Annotated in this window: 13 protein-coding genes; all 13 read right to left on the reverse strand. The window is 54.1% G+C overall.

The window, feature by feature from the left end; all coding sequences use genetic code 11:
- Positions 1 to 2: 2 nt before the first annotated feature.
- The 13 genes from I2H39_RS03230 to I2H39_RS03290 all read right to left on the reverse strand — a co-directional run bounded on the left by I2H39_RS03230 (position 3) and on the right by I2H39_RS03290 (position 17000).
- Positions 3 to 1529 (reverse strand): response regulator, encoded by a 1527-nt coding sequence (locus I2H39_RS03230; protein WP_138306078.1) that lies wholly within the window; start codon positions 1527 to 1529, stop codon positions 3 to 5.
- Positions 1510 to 3372, reverse strand: a complete 1863-nt coding sequence (locus tag I2H39_RS03235; protein WP_195625975.1) for a sensor histidine kinase — start codon at positions 3370 to 3372, stop codon at positions 1510 to 1512. Before I2H39_RS03235 ends, I2H39_RS03230 begins: the two co-directional genes overlap by 20 nt.
- Positions 3362 to 4354 (reverse strand): ABC transporter substrate-binding protein, encoded by a 993-nt coding sequence (locus I2H39_RS03240; protein WP_138306077.1) that lies wholly within the window; start codon positions 4352 to 4354, stop codon positions 3362 to 3364. The genes I2H39_RS03235 and I2H39_RS03240 overlap by 11 nt, the downstream gene beginning before the upstream one ends.
- Positions 4355 to 4509: 155 nt before the next feature.
- Positions 4510 to 5802: a TRAP transporter large permease gene (locus I2H39_RS03245; RefSeq protein ID WP_330640956.1), complete on the reverse strand. Its 1293-nt coding sequence runs from the start codon at positions 5800 to 5802 to the stop codon at positions 4510 to 4512.
- The gene (locus I2H39_RS03250; protein WP_195625785.1) at positions 5803 to 6294 is read right to left on the reverse strand and encodes a TRAP transporter small permease; all 492 of its coding nucleotides are present in this window, start codon (positions 6292 to 6294) and stop codon (positions 5803 to 5805) included.
- Between the two features lie 26 nt (positions 6295 to 6320).
- Positions 6321 to 7349: a C4-dicarboxylate TRAP transporter substrate-binding protein gene (locus tag I2H39_RS03255; RefSeq protein ID WP_195625786.1), complete on the reverse strand. Its 1029-nt coding sequence runs from the start codon at positions 7347 to 7349 to the stop codon at positions 6321 to 6323.
- A 250-nt stretch (positions 7350 to 7599) separates the two neighbouring features.
- Positions 7600 to 9252, reverse strand: coding sequence for a nucleoside kinase (locus I2H39_RS03260; protein WP_195625787.1), 1653 nt, complete (start codon positions 9250 to 9252; stop codon positions 7600 to 7602).
- Between the two features lie 40 nt (positions 9253 to 9292).
- A complete protein-coding gene (locus I2H39_RS03265; protein ID WP_195625788.1) occupies positions 9293 to 10102 on the reverse strand; it encodes a Nif3-like dinuclear metal center hexameric protein in 810 nt (269 codons plus the stop codon).
- Complete coding sequence (locus I2H39_RS03270; protein WP_195625789.1) at positions 10089 to 10913, reverse strand: class I SAM-dependent methyltransferase; 825 nt, start codon at positions 10911 to 10913, stop codon at positions 10089 to 10091. The genes I2H39_RS03265 and I2H39_RS03270 overlap by 14 nt, the downstream gene beginning before the upstream one ends.
- Positions 10906 to 12030 carry an RNA polymerase sigma factor RpoD gene (gene rpoD / locus I2H39_RS03275; RefSeq protein ID WP_138306071.1) on the reverse strand — a complete coding sequence of 375 codons (1125 nt, stop codon included), beginning with the start codon at positions 12028 to 12030 and terminating at the stop codon, positions 10906 to 10908. Before rpoD ends, I2H39_RS03270 begins: the two co-directional genes overlap by 8 nt.
- Before the next feature lie 30 nt (positions 12031 to 12060).
- The gene (gene dnaG, locus I2H39_RS03280) at positions 12061 to 13962 is read right to left on the reverse strand and encodes a DNA primase (RefSeq protein WP_195625790.1); all 1902 of its coding nucleotides are present in this window, start codon (positions 13960 to 13962) and stop codon (positions 12061 to 12063) included.
- Between the two features lie 98 nt (positions 13963 to 14060).
- Positions 14061 to 15071 (reverse strand): deoxyguanosinetriphosphate triphosphohydrolase, encoded by a 1011-nt coding sequence (locus I2H39_RS03285; protein WP_138306069.1) that lies wholly within the window; start codon positions 15069 to 15071, stop codon positions 14061 to 14063.
- A gap of 177 nt (positions 15072 to 15248) precedes the next feature.
- Entirely contained in the window at positions 15249 to 17000 is a 1752-nt protein-coding gene (locus tag I2H39_RS03290; RefSeq protein ID WP_138306068.1) for a S8 family peptidase, read from the reverse strand.
- Positions 17001 to 17011: the final 11 nt, after the last annotated feature.

Consider the following 17011-nt stretch of genomic DNA (forward strand, 5'->3'; position numbering starts at 1 on the left):
TATTAGTCTAACACAGAATCACGGGTTTGTCCAGAGGAACCCTGCTGCTTTTCCCTGTATTCCGACGGCGGGCAGCCTGTGTATTTCTTAAAGGCAGTGCTGAAATAGGGAATGTTGCTGTAACCGGTCATCATGGCAATCTCATAAATCTTGCGGTTGGGGTCCCGCATCAGCTCCTTTGCCTTTTCCATGCGCAGCTTCAGAAGGTAATCCGTAAAGGACACCCCTGTCTCGCTCTTAAAGGAGGTGCTGAACCTGGCGCTGCTCAGACCGGCGGCTGCGGCCGCATCCTCCAGGGACAGGGCGGGACTGCTGTAGCATTCCTCCATATAGCCCAGCGCCTTTACCACCGGCCTGGAATATGCGCCGGATTTCTGGCTGCCCGCATACTCGCAGATACGCCTCAGGTTCTCCCCCAGCACCCGGATGGCCTTTCCAATAGTCTCGCACCCAATCAGTTTCTTATACTCCTCCACCGGATTCTCAAACACCAGCTCCGGGCTTATGCCTGCATTTCCCAGTTCCTTAAGGACCGCGCTGTACAGGCTGCTGACCATGAACTGCATATAGATATAAGAATCCATCCCTGTCTGCATAAGCAGCGCCTCCAGCTCTCCCATGCGCTTTTCCAGCAGTTTCACATTGCCGCTTTTTACCGGGGTGATAAGGTCGATATCCAGTATGGGCGACGGGTCATTCTCCTTTCCCTCCCCTTTGATATCCTGAAAGCGCAGATTCTGGTTATCCCCTCTGATGTATTTTAATTTCAGGGCCTCATGCGCCTCCTGATAACATTGGTCCAGCAGCCGGATACCCCGCAGCACATTGCTCTGGGCACTGGTCAGGCTCAGGCCCTGCTCTGAAAACATCTGCCTGGTACGGCTTAGATAGAGACCTGCCCGCATTTCCACCGTCATCCTGGTGGGGGCAATCACTGCAATTTCACAGCGGTTCTCCCTCTGCATCAGAACATAGGCGCCCTGTTCCCTCATATGGCCTGCCGCTGCTGCCATGAGCCCGCCCTTGTCCTGGGATTCAAAGATAAGGACCATGCAGTGGTCATGCTCCATCTCCATTAACGGACCGCTGTCGCTTACCTCGTACATCAGCAGCTTGCGCAGTAAATCTTCCCTGTCCTCAAAGGAATCCTTTTTAGCCTCGTCATACCGCCTGACGCAGTCTGAGGCAAGATGGGTCAGCTCCTCCATGTTGATGGGCTTGGTGAGATAATCCTGGACTCCCAGCTTAAGGGCCCTTCTGGCATATTCAAAATCATCATAACCGCTGAACACGATTGCCATGAGGCCCGGATTCAGCCTCTTCCCTTCCTCTATGAGCTGCAGTCCGTCCACATGGGGCATTCGGATGTCTGTCATGAGAAGCTCCGGCCGCTGTTCCCTAAGCAGCGCCAGACCTTCCTTTCCGTTACCGGCTGTTCCCACCAGCTCTATGCCCAGGGATGCCCAGTCTATGACGCTGCACAAACCCTTTAATATAATCTCATCGTCATCACAGATAATCGCTCTCATCTGACGCCTCCCCCTTTTTCCCAATCCGCAGGGTCACCACGGTCCCCTCGCCCCTGGCTGACTCTATGGACACCCCATATTTCCTGCCGTATACTATCTTAATCTTGTCGTTCACATTGCGCACCCCATAGCCGGTGCCCTGCTGGTCCGAGGATATGGTATCCAGCTCCTGGTTCAGACGTCTGCAGGCGTCCTCATCCATGCCCAGGCCCGTATCCTGCACCTGTAATATGACATCCCCTTCCTGCGGGAAAATATGGATATAAATATACCCTTTCTCCTCCATGGGCTTGATTCCGTGGTAAATGGCATTCTCCACCACTGGCTGCAATATAAGCTTGGGCGTCCTGCATGACAGCACGGAGGGGTCCACATTGATGTCATAGTCGAATTTCTCCTGATACCGCCGGTGCTGGATGCTCAGATAGCTCTTTATGTGCTTTACCTCTTCCTCCACGGTGATGATGTCACGCCCCTTGCTGAGGCTTATCTTGAAAAAGTCTGTCAGGGCTGTCAGCATCTCAATGCTCTCCTCCACCTGCTGCATCCTCAGGGACCAGATAATGGAATCCAGGGTGTTGTACAGGAAGTGGGGATTAATCTGAGCCTGCAGGGCCTTTAGCTCCTCCCGCCTCAGCTTCTCCTGTTCCCGGTATATGGCGTCAATCAGGTTCTTCATCTCACCGGTCATATGGTTAAAGGAATCATACAGCACCCCGATTTCATCCCTCCGCTCTGTCTCAACCGATGTATCCAGGTTGCCGGAGCACACCTGTTCCATGGCTTTTACCAGCGTAAACAGGGGTCTGGTAACTGAATCAGCCACCCTCTCGGACAGTATCATGGATATGGCCGCTGCCAGGGCCAGAAGCATAATCATGAGCACCTTGATATATTCCACGGACCGGGTAATGGATGCCTTTGGTATGACGCCCACGATTTTCCAGTCCGTCTGGTTCAGGGTCTGGTAGACCACCAGCTGCCTCTTGTCCTTCAGCACATGGGACACGCCGTATTCCGGTATTTCACTTAAATTGTCCTCCACCATCCGGCGCGCCTTCTCAACTCCCTCCCGGTCCTTCCAGGGTCCTTCTCCTGCTGTCAGGTTCATAATCCGGTTCCGTTCATCCATCAGAAACACATCCCCTGTGCCGCTGACCGCCCTGGCTGCAATGTCTGACAGCTTGTCGGAGTCAATATCCGCCAGGACCACCCCCTTGGTCCGTCCCGTGGCCTTGTCAATGAATGGAATTCCCATGGATACATAGGATGTGTATGGCGTGCTGACCACATAGGAATTTTCATGGGGCGGAAACCACTGGGCCTGTCCCGTGGCATGGATGATGCGGTACCAGTCCGTGTCCCTGGGGTCCGACACCAGGAAGGATGATGAATTGCTCTTATAACGTCCCCCATTGTCCCCCAGCACATATACGCCGAAAATGTCCCGGTTATAGGAGGGAAGCACCATCAGTTCCATGCTTCCCTCCAAATCGTAGGAATACATCTCCTTTATGGAACGGAACTGGCGCCGTATAAGCTTCTGCATACTGATATTGTCGTTCATGGCGGAACAGACCTGATAGGTCTGGAGGAACAGTTCATTGATGTCCTGGCAGGCATTGCCCACCATCTGGACCGTGGTGGCCTCTGCCTCCTTAAGGATTCTGGATGAGGTCATGTAGTAGTGAAGGGCGCCGGTAAGAATGACAATGCCTGTGGAGGAAGCAGCAAAAGAAAGTATCATCTTCTCCTTTAACATAAGACGTACTCCCAGGTTCCGGCAGGCCCCAAAGCCTGTCCCTTTATTCAGATATGCCTTTATGGTTTCCCTAATACGCATCTTCAAACAATTCCTCCGCATTATCCACGGTGTATTCCCGGTGCTTTACCATGGTCTGGCGGTCCGGCTTTTCTCCCCTCCGGTGCCTGTTTATGATGTCAAATACCGCATCCCCGTATTCCGGACTGCTTTTTACCGTGGCCAGGTACTCCCGGGCAATAATGGCCTTAAACACATCCTGTATGCCGCCGATAGACACAATGACCACGTCCCTGCCCGGTTCCATGCCCGCCAGCTTAAGGGCCTGAAGGACCCCCAGACCGTCCTCATCGCTCTGGGCAAATACCGCATTAAAATCAATGTCCTGGTCGGCAATGACGGACTCCGTCACCTTCTGAGCCGTGAGCCGGTTGCCGCTGCTCTCCACACGTTTGGAAATATACAGGTTGGAGTGCTCCCTTATGCCGTGCATGAAGCCCATGTACCGTTCCCAATCCATGGCCGAGGTTTTTTCTCCCTGAATAACCATGGTATGGCAAGGCTCAATGCCGAAATGCCGGGCCAGTATATCCGCGCACAGCTCTCCCTCTGCATAGTAATCCGAAGCAACATAGCCCAGAACGTAATCTTCCCGGTCATACTCCGGCTCCATCTCCACGTCCTGCTCTGCCAGTATCACCGGCACTCCCCTCTGCCTGGCCTCCAGAAGCACCTGGTCATAGCCCTTCCTGGCGCTGGGAATCAGGATAAGGTAATCAATGCCCGAATCCAGAAGCCTGTATATATCCTCAATCTGCCACTCCAGGCTCTCCTCCTCCGGCGCATGGTAAATCAGCTGTGCCCCTCTCCGCCTGGCCGCCTCCTTAAAGCTCTTAATCTGAGCTGTCTTCCAGGGAGTAAGGGGCTCTGCCTGGGATAATCCCACCCGCAGGCCCTCATGCTCTGTCTCCTGTACAGCCGGAACAAACCATCTGTCCTTTACCAGCCATAAAAGGCATGCAAGCATCACTGCAAAGCACGCCGCAATCATTTTCTTTCTCATATATCACTGCCCCTGTCTCATTTGAATCCTATTATACCAGAAAAGTGTATGAATAGACAGCGAAGTTAATATGAAAGGCATCCATTCACCCGGATAAGACAAGGCTGCCGGAACATACTCTGTCCGGCAGCCTTCCCTGGATATGTAATCCTGTTTTAATAGAACAGATTCACCAGCCCGGTGGAGAACATTGGCACATAGGCCATCAGCAGCATGCAGATGAACAGCATGACATAGAAGGGAATGGACTCCTTGATGAACTCCTTTATCTTACACCTGGTGATGCCGCAGGTGACGAATATCAGAGCACCCATGGGCGGTGTCACGCCGCCGCAGGCCATTGTGAAGATGTAGACCATGGCAAAATGGATGGGGTCGATGCCGTAAGCCTCGGCCACCGGGGCCAGAAGGGGAACCAGCACAATGAGGGCTGCATTTCCCTCAATGAACATGCCCACCACGATGAGGAACAGGATAATGACAAAGAGGAACAGGTATTTATTGTGGATGGTTCCCAGCACCAGGGCCGTAAACTGCTGGGGAATCTGCTCCCTGGTGAGAATCCAGGCAAAGGCGGAGGCGCCGCCCACAATCAGCATGATGGACGCCGTGGTTGCCACGGTTTCCTTAAGGCCTGTGCGGATATCCTTAAGCTTCAGTTCCTTATACACCATCCCCAGAATCAGGGAATAGACAATGGCCACTGCTCCTGCCTCTGTAGGGGTAAAAATTCCCATACGGATGCCGCCGATGATGATAACAGGAAGGCACAGAGGGAGAAAGGCGCTGGCAATCTCAGGGGCTGCCTGCTTCATGGTCAGACGCTCGGTGCGCATGGGTACATAGCCCCTTTTCCTGGAAATGAAGTGCACCAGAATCATCATTGCAACGCACAGAAGCACGCCGGGACCGATTCCTGCAATAAACAGCTTGCCAATGGAAAGATTGGCAATGGAGCCGTAAAGAATCATGGCAATTCCCGGAGGAATCAAAGGCGTAATCATGGATGACATGGCTGTCACCACGGTTGAGAACTGCCTGGAATAGCCGTGATGCTCCATCTCAGGCACCAGCATCTTTGCCTCCATGGCTGCGTCTGCCAGATTGCTTCCCGACAGGCCGCCCATCAGAGTGGACAGAAGTACATTTACCTGGGCCAGACCGCCGGTCATGCGCCCGGTCATTACATTACAGAATCCCATAACACGCTTGGTCACGCCGGAGTAGTTCATGAACACCCCTGCACAGATAAAAAACGGGATAGCCAGAAGAGGAATACTCTCCACGCCTGCCAGGACCCTCTGGCCCAGTATCTTTGTAAAAGGGCCTCCTGTCAGGTAAAAATAAGCCATGGAACCGGAAAGGATGGAGATAAACACCGGAACCTTCAGAAACAGCAGCACCAGCAGAACTGCAGTCGATATCATGATAATACTTGTCTCCATCATTTACGCTTCCTCCCTTTTTCCGGTTAAGTCCCTGTATGTATTCAGGCATACCTGCACCGCCATGGTAAGGCACCCTATGGGCAGCGGCGCATAGATAAGGCTGTAGGGAATCTTCAGAATGTTGGTCACACGGTCATAGCGGACCATCTGCATAATATAGCGGACTCCCTGATATCCCACATAGCAGAGGATGATGACTGCTGCCGCTGCAATGAACACGCTCAGTATTTTCTGAAGCTTTTCCGGGAACATTTCCACTATCACGTCAATGGCAGCATGGTTCCCGCATACAAAGGCATACCTGCCTCCCAGGAACACCACCCAGATGATAAGGGCCAGCTGCACTTCCTCCTGCCATACAAATGGGTCTCCCAGGCAATAGCGCATTATGACCCCAAAGAAGGTGATTCCCACCAGAAGCACCAGGGCCCCGCAGGCTGCCAGCACATCCGCGTTGCAAAGCAGGTTCTTTATCTTATTATCTGATTTCATATTTACTTACCCCTTTCCCCGTACATTTAATCCTGCCTGCCAATAATGGCCTTCATTTCTTCAATCAGTCCCTCTGACCACATGGCCTTAATCTGCGGGTCCTCATAAAATGACTGGCCTGCTGCCTTAAAATCCTCTGGCGTCAGCTCGCTTACGGTCACACCTGCTGCCTTTAATGCTTCCAGCGCTTCCTCGTCCGCTTTCTCTAACTGTTCACTGTTGAATACTCCGGCCTGGTCGCCGCATTCCATCAGAATCTTCTGCTGTTCCTCTGTCAGCGTATGGAAGAAATCTGCTCCCATAATCCAGCAGGTCATGTCGTATGTGTGGGCATCCAGCACCAGGTTCTTGGCCACCTCCTGATAGGCGCCGTTTAAAATAACCGGAAGGGGATTTTCAGCCCCGTCTATGGTTCCCTGCTGCAGGGCCGTATAGATGTCGCTCATGGCCATGGGCGTGGGCGTTGCTCCCAGCGACTCAAATACCTTTATCAGTATGGTCTGGTTGGGTACGCGGATTTTCCTGCCTTTTAAATCGCTGACCGCGTTCACCGGCTTCTTAGTGATGGTATGGCGGATTCCGTATCTCCATGTGGTCAGTATCTTTAAGCCCACATTCTGCTCCAGCTCCTCTGCCTTGCCCGCAAACCAGCTGCTGTCCACCACCTTTTCCAGGTCCTCCCATCCCTCGAACAGGTAGGGAGCAAAGAGAACTCCAAAATCCTGGATTCCCCTGTCCTGGAAAAAAGGTCCGTTGGCCAGGGTGACCACACAGTCGCCGTTGACGGCCTGGTCAATGATATTGTCCTTGCTTCCCAGCTGGCTGGAAGGATACAGGTCCACCCTCATGGTTCCCCCGCTCCGTTCCTCCACCAGCTCCTTCCACTCATGGCAGGCCAGGTCAATGGGTTCCCCCGGATTGTTCTCATAGCCAATCATGATACGGACCTTTTTGCCGCTGCCGTCTGCCGTCTGGCTGCTGTCCGCCTGGCCGCCGCAGCCTGCCAGGGATAAGGCCAGTGTGCAGCTTACCAGTAATGCCAGTACCTTTTTCATTTCTTCCCCTCCTGATTCTTATCCTGGGTGGCACCGCCACCGGATGTTTGTTTCCTTGTCTTTTATGCCCTTATTATATACTTTGGACCAGTGTGTTGTACATTCACTCTCATTCCCTTTTCTTTTAAAATCTTTCCCTCATGAAATAAAAACAGAAAATACCGCAGAAATCAGCACAAAAAAAAGACCGTTTCCCATGCAGTACTGTAAGGAAACGGTCTGTCTCATCTCAATGCCGCCTGTGCGGCCATCATACGTTCAGACAGCTCCCGCCTATGAACTCCCTGAGGATGGAATTCTTGGGTATGTCCTCGCTGCTGACACCGATAAAATAGTCCAGGAATTTAAGGAGCCGTTTAGCCTCCAGCCATTCCTCACTGTCCTTAGGAATGGCAAAGAGCAGGGGCTGGGCGTACTGCTTCAGCACTGCCAGCTCATAGACCAGGGCGGAATTGAACATGGCGTCCGCCTCCTCCTGGAAGGGAAAGATGTTCTCCTCCTCGCCCTTGCGCACCGAGGGCCACATGCGTATGGTTTCCTGCGCCGAGGAACCTCTTGTCCTGGCGTCCCGCACCATCCGTCTCAGGAGACGTCCGTCGGTGGTGGGTATGCGGTTGTGTTCGTCGATGTTGAGCTGGGTCAGCGCGCTGATGTATATCTTGAATTTACTGTCGGCCGGAAGGGTGTAGGAGAGCCGGTCATTCAGGCAGTGGATTCCCTCTATAACCAGAATATCTCCCTCCCCCAGCTGAAGGAAGTTTCCCTTATACTCCCTGATTCCCTTTTTAAAGTTATAGTAGGGAAGCTCCACCCGCCTTCCTTCCAGCAGACCGGTCATGTCCCGGTTAAACAGCTCCACGTCCAGGCATTCCAGAATCTCATAGTTGTAATTGCCGTGTTCATCCCTTGGACTGTCCACCCGGTTTACAAAATAGTTATCCACTGCAATGGGATGGGGCTTTAGGCCAATGGCCTCCAGCTGGACCGACAGGCGGTGGGAAAATGTGGTTTTGCCGGATGATGAGGGTCCTGCTATCATCACAAAGCGGGCGTTCTTCCTGGCCGATATCTGGGCTGCTATCTCTGCAATCTTCTTCTCCTGAAGCGCTTCCTGTATCAGAATCAGGTGGGACATATCCCCCTTTGCAATCCTGTCGTTCAGGGCGCCCACCGTCTCCAGGTCCATGCGCCTGCCCCATTCAGTGGATTCAGCCAGGGTGGCAAACAGCTTATCGCTGGGCGTAAACCGGTGAAGAATGTCCGGCGTATTCCGGTCAGGCATTACCATCACAAATCCGTAGTGGTAAGGAATCAGGTCAAAATGCTTGATGTAGCCTGTATTCTGGACCATATACCCGTAGTAGTAGTCCTCAAACCCGTCAATGCTGTAGATATTGACCCTGGATACCATGCGGTAATGGAACAGCCTGGCCTTGTCATACATACCCAGCTTCTCAAACAGCTCAATGGCGTCATCTGTGGACACGCTGCGCTTCATGATGGGAATCTTCCGTTCCACATACTCCCTCATCTTGGCCTTTACCGCATCCAGGAATTCCTGGTCCAGAACAAAGTTTCCCCTGGCCTCCACGAAAAATCCCCTGCCGATGGAAAAGTCAATCATCAGCTTTTCCACATTGCCGGCGCCTGCAACGCTGTAGAACGCCTTCAGCATCATAAGGGACGCGCTCCTCTGATAGGCAGACATGCCCGGCTTATCCTTTGCAGTGACAAAGGAAAGCTCACAGTCCTTCACCTGCTTATGCAGCTCCTGGAGCTTTCCGTTTACCCGCACCAGCAGGATATCGTATTCATACTCCTTCTGGTGTTCCCGGGCCGCCTCCAGCCAGGTGGCGCCCTCCGGGTATTCCTTTGTGATGCCGTTTATCTTAACCAGTGCCATTCCATCTACCTCCCTCAATTTACAGAATCTGTTTCTCCGGTCACACAATCATGGCAGGCCATTGGGGCGGCGCCTGCTCCAGTTCCACCTGGTTCCCCAGATTCTTCCTGAGAAACTCTGCCATATAGGGGATAAAAATATGCTCCAGGCCGTAGTGGCCTCCGTCGATAATGGCCATGCCCCTGGCTGCCGCGTCTATCCCCTGGTGGTGGCTGATATCCCCTGTCACAAGGACCTGGGCCCCCCAGGCCAGAGCTCCCTCAATCTCGCTCCCCCCTGCGCCGGGGCATACGGATACACGGGAAATCCGCTGCTCCATTAGGCTTTCCCCGTATACAAGGGCAAAGGGAAGGCCGAACACATCCTTGACACGGGACGCCAGCTCCCTTACAGTCACTTCCTCCCTCAGGAATCCGTTCTTGCCGATGCCGTAAGAAACAGCGCCCTCCGGTCCATCCATTTCCCCCAGGTTCTCTAACGGTATGCAGTCCGTCAGGCCCAGCCGCTCTGCGGCCAAATCAGCCATACAGCCCGGAGCCGCATCAAAGTTGGTATGCATGGCATAACAGGAAATATCTGCCTGTATCAGCTTCACCAGCCTTCTGGTGATGAAGTTCTGGTCATTTACCTTTTTGATGGCCTTAAATATCAGGGGATGATGGGTCAGCAGCATGTCCGCACCCCAAGCCACGGCCTCCTCCACCACCTTGTCCGTTGCGTCCAGGGCAATGTATATCTTCTTTACATCCTTATCGCTCCTGCCCGCCAGAAGACCGGGATTATCCCAGTCACAGGCGCAGTCCTCGGGCGCCAGTTTCCTGCAAACCTCCATGATTTCACTGCATTTCATCTTGTGCCTCCTTAATCCAGGCCAGTTCCTCCTGCCTGCTTTTTCTGGCCCCTGCCCTGGCTTCTGTCTCGGAAATCCCATCTGTCTCCTGCAGGGATTCCAGGATTTTCTCAATCCTGGCCTTCTCCCTGCCCAGGTATTCCCTCAGGGTCCCGTCCTTTTTGCCAATCAGTATCCTGCCGTAAAGGTAATGGGCCTGGCTTTCATACTCCATAAAGCCCCTTTTCACGCTCATCACCGTATAATATTTTCCCTCGTCCTTTACCATGGCTTCGTCCTCAATGGCAAATCCATGGCCTTCCAGATAACGCCTTACCTTATCCAAATCCGACTGGGGCGAGAGAACGTAATGGTTTACGCTGTCCCACACATGGCGCCCCTGGTCCAGGATTTTCATTATCAGTTCCCCTCCCATGCCCGCTATGATAACCGTGTCAGCCTCTCCGGGCTTAAGCTCTTTCAGGCCGTCGCTGAGCCTTGTGCGGATAGGACAGACCGTCCGTGAGCCGCAGTCCTTCCTCTCCTGGTCCGTATTTTCTTTGCTCTTTCCCTGTTTCTGCGCCCAGGCTTCATATTCCCTTATATGGGCCCGGGCTCTCTCCAGGGGACCGGGTCTTACATCCATGGCCAGGGCAGAGGCAATCCGCCCTGTCTGTGCCAGGTACACGGGTATATATCCATGGTCCGTGCCCACATCGGCAATGGAGCTTCCCTGATGCACAAAGCCGGCAACGGTCAAAAGACGGGCCGACAGCTTCACGGTTCCCGCCTGTTCTTTTTTATCTCTTGTCTCTAACTTATCACTATTCATCCAGATAATCCTTTAACTTTTTACTTCTGCTGGGATGGCGCAGTTTGCGCAGGGCCTTTGCCTCTATCTGGCGTATACGCTCCCTGGTGACACTAAACTGCTTTCCCACCTCCTCCAGCGTCCTGGGACGTCCGTCGTCCAGGCCGAACCGAAGGCGCAGCACCTTCTGCTCCCGCTCCGTCAGGGTCAGCAGCACTTCCATCAGCTGTTCGTGAAGAAGGGTAAAGGCTGCCGCATCCTGGGGCACCAGCACATTGTCGTCCTGTATGAAATCTCCCAGATGGCTGTCCTCCTCCTCGCCGATAGGCGTCTCCAGGGACACAGGCTCCTGGGACATCTTCATAATTTCAGATACCCGTTCCACCGGCAGGTCCACTCTGGCTGCTATCTCCTCCGTGGTGGGCTCCCTGCCCAGCTCCTGCAGCAGCTGGCGTGAGGTGCGCACCAGACGGTTGATGGTCTCCACCATGTGGACCGGAATCCGTATGGTCCTGGCCTGGTCCGCAATGGCCCTGGTGATTGCCTGGCGAATCCACCAGGTGGCGTAGGTACTGAACTTATACCCCTTGGTATAGTCAAATTTCTCCACTGCCTTGATGAGCCCAAGGTTTCCTTCCTGAATCAGGTCTAAAAACTGCATTCCCCTGCCCACATACCGCTTGGCAATGCTGACCACCAGGCGCAGGTTGGACTCTGCCAGGCGCTTCCTGGCCTCCGGGTCGCCCAGCTCCATCTTCTTGGCCAGCTCCACCTCATCCTCCATGCCCAGAAGGGGAATCTTACCAATCTCCTTCAGATACATACGCACAGGGTCCTCCAGGCTGACGCCCTCGGGAACCGACAGATCCAGGTGCTCCACATCGATTTCTTCCTCTTCATCCAGCTCCATCTCCTCCTCGATGAAAAGGTCCGGGTCCAGCTCTTCCTCTATCCCCATGCGGATGACATCCACCTTATTCTGGTCCAGGAACTCAAACAGCCTGTCCAACTGCTGTGCTGCCGGCGGTTCCTGACCAAAATAATCCATGACCTCCTGGTATTCCAATACGTTTTTCTTTTTCTTGGCTTCCTCCAGAAGTCCTGCCAGTTTCTCCTCAAACACGTCCGTCCCTTCCATAACTTGGTCCATCCTTCCTATGAAATGCTGTTAATCCAGGGAGATGTGCAGCTGCTTCAGGGCTGCCTGCTGCCTTATAATCTCCTGTAACTGGGTTATATCCTTTGCATTGCGGCTGGCCACATCCAGGCTGTTCTTCCTGACCTTCATCACAGTCTCCGAAAATGCCTTCTTTTGTTCTTCATTGTTCAGGGATTCCTTTAAACTGGCATTAAACAGGGCCGCCACCTCCTTGTACTGGTCCTCATCATTGATAAACCGGCTGAGTATGGCTGCTGGGTTTAAATTTCCCTCCCTGTGTCCGTCAAATACCATCTGTGCCACCTGATGATACAAATCCTCCACAAAATCATCTGCTGTTATGATGCCCTCTATCTTCTCAAACAGGGCCGGTGTCTCTATGAGCCAGGTCAGAAGCAGTCTCTGGGAACGGCGGATTCCATCCTCCTTATCCGGCCGCCTGGGTTTGCGGCTGCCCGAAAGCCCGTTTCCGGAATATCCGCCTCCTGGGTATCCGTTTCCCCCGTCCTCCTGGTGTCCATGGCCGGCAAAACGGCCTGTCTCCTGGCTGTATCCCTCTTCCTCTGCATCCTTTGATACCACGCGGCCGGAATGGCTCAGGCTCTCGCCGGCCTTAAGGCCCATGGACATGCCCATGCGGTTTACCAGGCCTCGCAGCTCATCCGCCGGAATCATCTGCTCCCTGGCCACTGCCTGGAGATAGTTTTCCCTCTCCAGGGCCTCGCCAAACTGAAGCAGCTTCCTTGCCGTCTCCTGATAAAACCTGGTCTTCTGCTCCGGGTCATCCATCTCATATCCCCTCCGCAGCACATCCACCTCAAAGAGGAAGCTGTTCTTAGCCTCCTTAATCCTCTGGCGGAATGCATCCGCCCCCATGTTCTTGATAAACTCGTCCGGGTCCTTATAGGGCTTCATGTTCAGCACCTTGATGGACATCCCCACTTCCTTTAAAATGGGAATGGCTCTCAGCGCCGCCTTCACCCCGGCCCCGTCGCTGTCATAGGTAAGGATTACCTGGTCCGTATACCGTTTCAGCACATTGGCGTGCTGGCTGGTAAAGGCAGTGCCCAGGGACGCCACTGCATTGGTAAAGCCTGCCTGGTGCAGGGATATGACGTCCAGGTAGCCTTCGCAAATCAATAGATAGCCTTCCCTGGAAAGCCTGGCATAATTCAGGCCGTATAGGTTGCGGCTCTTGTCAAACAGCTTTGTCTCCGGGGAATTCAGGTATTTTGGCTCCCCGTCTCCCATGACGCGGCCCCCAAAGCCAATGACACGGTTGTTCACATCCATAATGGGGAACATGACGCGGTTCCAGAACTTGTCCCTTCCTCCCCGCTCCTCCAGCGTCACCAGGCCGGTGTCCTTGAGGAAACTGTCCTCGTAGCCCTTTCCTTTCAGGTAGCGGTACAAATCATCGCTGGTCTTATTGGAATATCCCAGTCCGAAGCGGACCATGGTTTCATCCGCCAAACCTCTTTTGAGGTGGAAATAATCATAGGCCGGCTTGCCCTGGGGCTGTTTCATCTGATAATAGAAATAGTTGGCAGCCAGCTTGTTCACCTCTAAAAGCCTGGCCCTCAGCTCCGCCTGCTCCCGTGCCTCGCGGCTGTACTCCATCTTTGGCAGGTTCACTCCGGACCTGTCCGCCAGGGACTGGAGCGCCTCCTGGAAGGTAAAATTTTCATATTCCATCAGAAAGGTGATGACATTCCCACCTGCCCCGCATCCAAAGCAGTAATACATCTGCTTCCCCGGCGATACGGAAAAGGACGGGGACTTCTCATTGTGGAAGGGGCACAGACCAAAGTAGTTGGCCCCCTTTTTCTGCAGTTTCACGTATCCTGAAATCACGTCCACGATGTCATTCTTCATTCTCACTTCTTCTATGACTTCATCGGGATAGTACATGCAATAATCTCCCTTCTGTATCTTTATAATGTGTATCTTTACGGCACAGGCTGTTTAACCCCAGCCCGCCGCGGCCCGGAACCGGCCGGTCCGGCCCGTCAGTACACGTTCCACCGCTTCGGAACAAATAATTCCTCAAACTGGTCAATGGCATAGATGTCGCTCATACCGGCAATGTAATCGCACACCACCCGGGACTTCTTCTCCCCCTTATTGACCATAAGAAGCACATACTCCACCGGCAGCTTATCCACATGCCCCATATAGTACTCATAGAGCTGGGTAATCATGTTCTGGGCCTTTCCCTCCTCTGCCTTGGGTATATCATTCTTGTACACATTGTCAAACATCCATTTGCGCAGGCCCTGCATGGCCTCCTCCATTCCCTCCGACATGGTGATGGCCGGTTTGTCCATGCTGTTCAGTATGATGTCGTGAATCATGTTGTTGAGCCGTTCCCGGACACTGTGGCCCAGCACATCGGTATACACCCTGGGCAGCTCATGCTCCGTGAACATCCTGGCGCGGATGGCGTCGTCTATGTCGTGGTTGATATAGGCAATCTTATCCGACAGCCGGACAATGGAGCCCTCCAGGGTGGATGGGTGGCCGGAGGTCCTGTGGTTGCGTATGCCGTCCCGTACCTCCCAGGTCAGGTTCAGTCCCTTCCCGTCCTTTTCCAGCACCTCCACAATGCGCACGCTCTGCTCATAGTGGGTAAAGCCGTCCTCGCATATCTGATTCAGTATGTATTCGCCGGAATGGCCAAAGGGCGTATGGCCCAGGTCATGGCCCAGGGCAATGGCCTCTGTCAGGCTTTCGTTGAGCCGCAGGGTCTTGGCAATGGTGCGGGCAATCTGGGACACCTCCAGGGTATGGGTAAGCCTGGTTCTGTAGTGGTCCCCCTCAGGCGCCAGGAACACCTGGGTCTTGTGCTTCAGCCGCCGGAATGCCTTGGAGTGCAGGATGCGGTCCCTGTCCCGCTGGTACTCAGGCCGCATATCGCACAGTTCCTCCGGCTTGTCCCGTCCCCTGGTCCTGCTGCTAAGGGACGCAAAGGGACTCATGTACGATTCTTCCAATGCCTCCAGTGACTCCCTGATATTCATCCATCCACTCCCTATCTCTATTATTATATTGTCGGATTCATGTTTTTACTACAAAAATTTCAAATATTGCGTAAGCAAAAGAGCATCAGGCCTGTAAACAGCTGCCTAATGCTCACATTATATCATAAATTCTAACTATTTCCTAGTGGATGTGTCACAGGTCATAGAAGCAATGCCCTACACCGGCAGACTGTCCCTCACGCACAGGGTGCCGTACCCCAGCCTTTCATTGGGCCACACATCATACCCCGGCAGATGCCTGGCGCCTCTGGTAAAATACGCCTTTACCTTCTCGCCGTAAAGAAAGGGGTCGTTTCCCTGCAGAATGCCCCACTGCATCAGCAGGGCCGCGCTGCCCGTGACAAAGGGGGCCGCAAAGGAGGTCCCTGTCACCGCCTCGTATCCGCCGCCCCTTCTGGCTGTGACAATATCCACTCCCGGAGCTGCCAAATCCGGCTTTACCTGCCCTGTCTGGCGGGTGAAGCCGCGTCCGGAAAAATCCGCATAGGCGCGGTAGGAGTCATCGTAGGCTCCCACGGATATCACATTGGCCGCAGTGGAGGGAATGGTCAGGGTGGTTTCCGGCACCGGCCTTAAGAAACGGGTGGACGGGTTCAGGATTCCCCTGGAAGGCAGCCACATATCGTACTGTCCGGTCACAATCCGCTCCGGCGTCAGGCGGAAGGTCCATATTCCGCTGTCCAGGTAATCCCTGACAGGCAGGAAATCAAAGTATACCTCCTGGGCCCGGCTGAAGGGACTGGGCTTACCATAATAAATCAGTATCTGTGTTCCGCCGTAACGCAGCGTCTGGGGCCCCAGGCGGCTGTCAATGGGCCCTATCATCTCCCCTGAGGGCGTAATCAGACGGATGGAAAACTGGTCCACATAGGACTTCCACAGCTGTACCCCCATCCCTGTCTCATAAGGTGCAATGGACAGCTCCGCATTTTCCTCCTGTCCCATAACCAGCCTGCCTGCCCTGTGCCCTGCCCCGGTTCCCTCATTTCCCGTGCCGGCCACAATGACGTTCCTCCCAATGTTTGACATGTCGTCAATAAATGTTTCCAGCAGACTGGTCCCGTCGTGGGAGCCGTAGGTATTTCCAAAGCTCAGATTTACGGCCAGGGGCCGGTTCATGTCCAGGGCCCGCCGTACCACCAAATCCAGGGCCTTCATCAGCTGGGTGGTCCGCGGAAAGCTGTCCGTCAGGGGCGTTCCCAATTTCACCACCATAATCTCGCTCTCATAGGCAACCCCCCGGTATACGCCGTTCCCCTCCCTGCCGTTGCCGGCCGCTATGGCCGCCACTGCTGTGCCGTGTCCGCTGGGGTCTGTGGAGGGAACCAGGGCCAGGGCAGAGGACCGGCTTCCGGTTTCCAGGGCTGCATTGATTTCCTCCCTGGTGTAAATACGGTCCCTGTCCTGGTCTGCCAGCAGGCCGATGCGGGTGGTCCCGTCCGGGTTCCTGAAATCCGGATGAAAGTAATCAATGCCGGAGTCAATAACCGCCACCAGCACACCCCTTCCCGTAAGGCCGGACTCCAGGCCGCTTATGACGCCTGCTCCCGCCCCGCCGGCCCCTGCCCCGGTGCTGGTCTGAATCGTACTCAGACAGGAGGCTGCCCTTGCCATGTTGCTGGCAAAGAACAGCCTCTTTGGTTTCTCAATGTATACAATTTCTTCCATGCTGCTGACCTGTTCCATAAGACTCTCCGGCACTACCAGGACCGCATATCCCGCCGCCAGTTCATCCACCCGTATGCCTGTGTCCCGGAGGGACGCAAGGGAACCATTGTACCTGACAATAAGCTCCCAGGTTTTCTCCTCAGGGTCATACCCCACATTCAGGTTCACTGATTTCAGCCGTTCCTCCTCCGTGGCATCCAGGGCCAGGTTCAGCAGATTTTCCCGTTTCTGATTCTCCATATGGGCGCACC

The sequence above is a fragment of the Clostridium sp. 1001283B150225_161107_B6 genome (genome assembly GCF_015556325.1).
Taxonomy (GTDB): Bacteria; Bacillota; Clostridia; order Lachnospirales; family Lachnospiraceae; genus Enterocloster.

Bases quoted from the DNA above. Each gene is read 5' to 3' on its own strand.
- I2H39_RS03230 (WP_138306078.1), bottom strand. From the start codon at position 1,529: ATGAGAGCGATTATCTGTGATGACGATGAGATTATATTAAAGGGTTTG.
- I2H39_RS03235 (WP_195625975.1), bottom strand. From the start codon at position 3,372: ATGCGTATTAGGGAAACCATAAAGGCATATCTGAATAAAGGGACAGGC.
- I2H39_RS03240 (WP_138306077.1), bottom strand. From the start codon at position 4,354: ATGAGAAAGAAAATGATTGCGGCGTGCTTTGCAGTGATGCTTGCATGC.
- I2H39_RS03245 (WP_330640956.1), bottom strand. From the start codon at position 5,802: ATGATGGAGACAAGTATTATCATGATATCGACTGCAGTTCTGCTGGTG.
- I2H39_RS03250 (WP_195625785.1), bottom strand. From the start codon at position 6,294: ATGAAATCAGATAATAAGATAAAGAACCTGCTTTGCAACGCGGATGTG.
- I2H39_RS03255 (WP_195625786.1), bottom strand. From the start codon at position 7,349: ATGAAAAAGGTACTGGCATTACTGGTAAGCTGCACACTGGCCTTATCC.
- I2H39_RS03260 (WP_195625787.1), bottom strand. From the start codon at position 9,252: ATGGCACTGGTTAAGATAAACGGCATCACAAAGGAATACCCGGAGGGC.
- I2H39_RS03265 (WP_195625788.1), bottom strand. From the start codon at position 10,102: ATGAAATGCAGTGAAATCATGGAGGTTTGCAGGAAACTGGCGCCCGAG.
- I2H39_RS03270 (WP_195625789.1), bottom strand. From the start codon at position 10,913: ATGAATAGTGATAAGTTAGAGACAAGAGATAAAAAAGAACAGGCGGGA.
- rpoD (WP_138306071.1), bottom strand. From the start codon at position 12,030: ATGGAAGGGACGGACGTGTTTGAGGAGAAACTGGCAGGACTTCTGGAG.
- dnaG (WP_195625790.1), bottom strand. From the start codon at position 13,962: ATGTACTATCCCGATGAAGTCATAGAAGAAGTGAGAATGAAGAATGAC.
- I2H39_RS03285 (WP_138306069.1), bottom strand. From the start codon at position 15,071: ATGAATATCAGGGAGTCACTGGAGGCATTGGAAGAATCGTACATGAGT.
- I2H39_RS03290 (WP_138306068.1), bottom strand. From the start codon at position 17,000: ATGGAGAATCAGAAACGGGAAAATCTGCTGAACCTGGCCCTGGATGCC.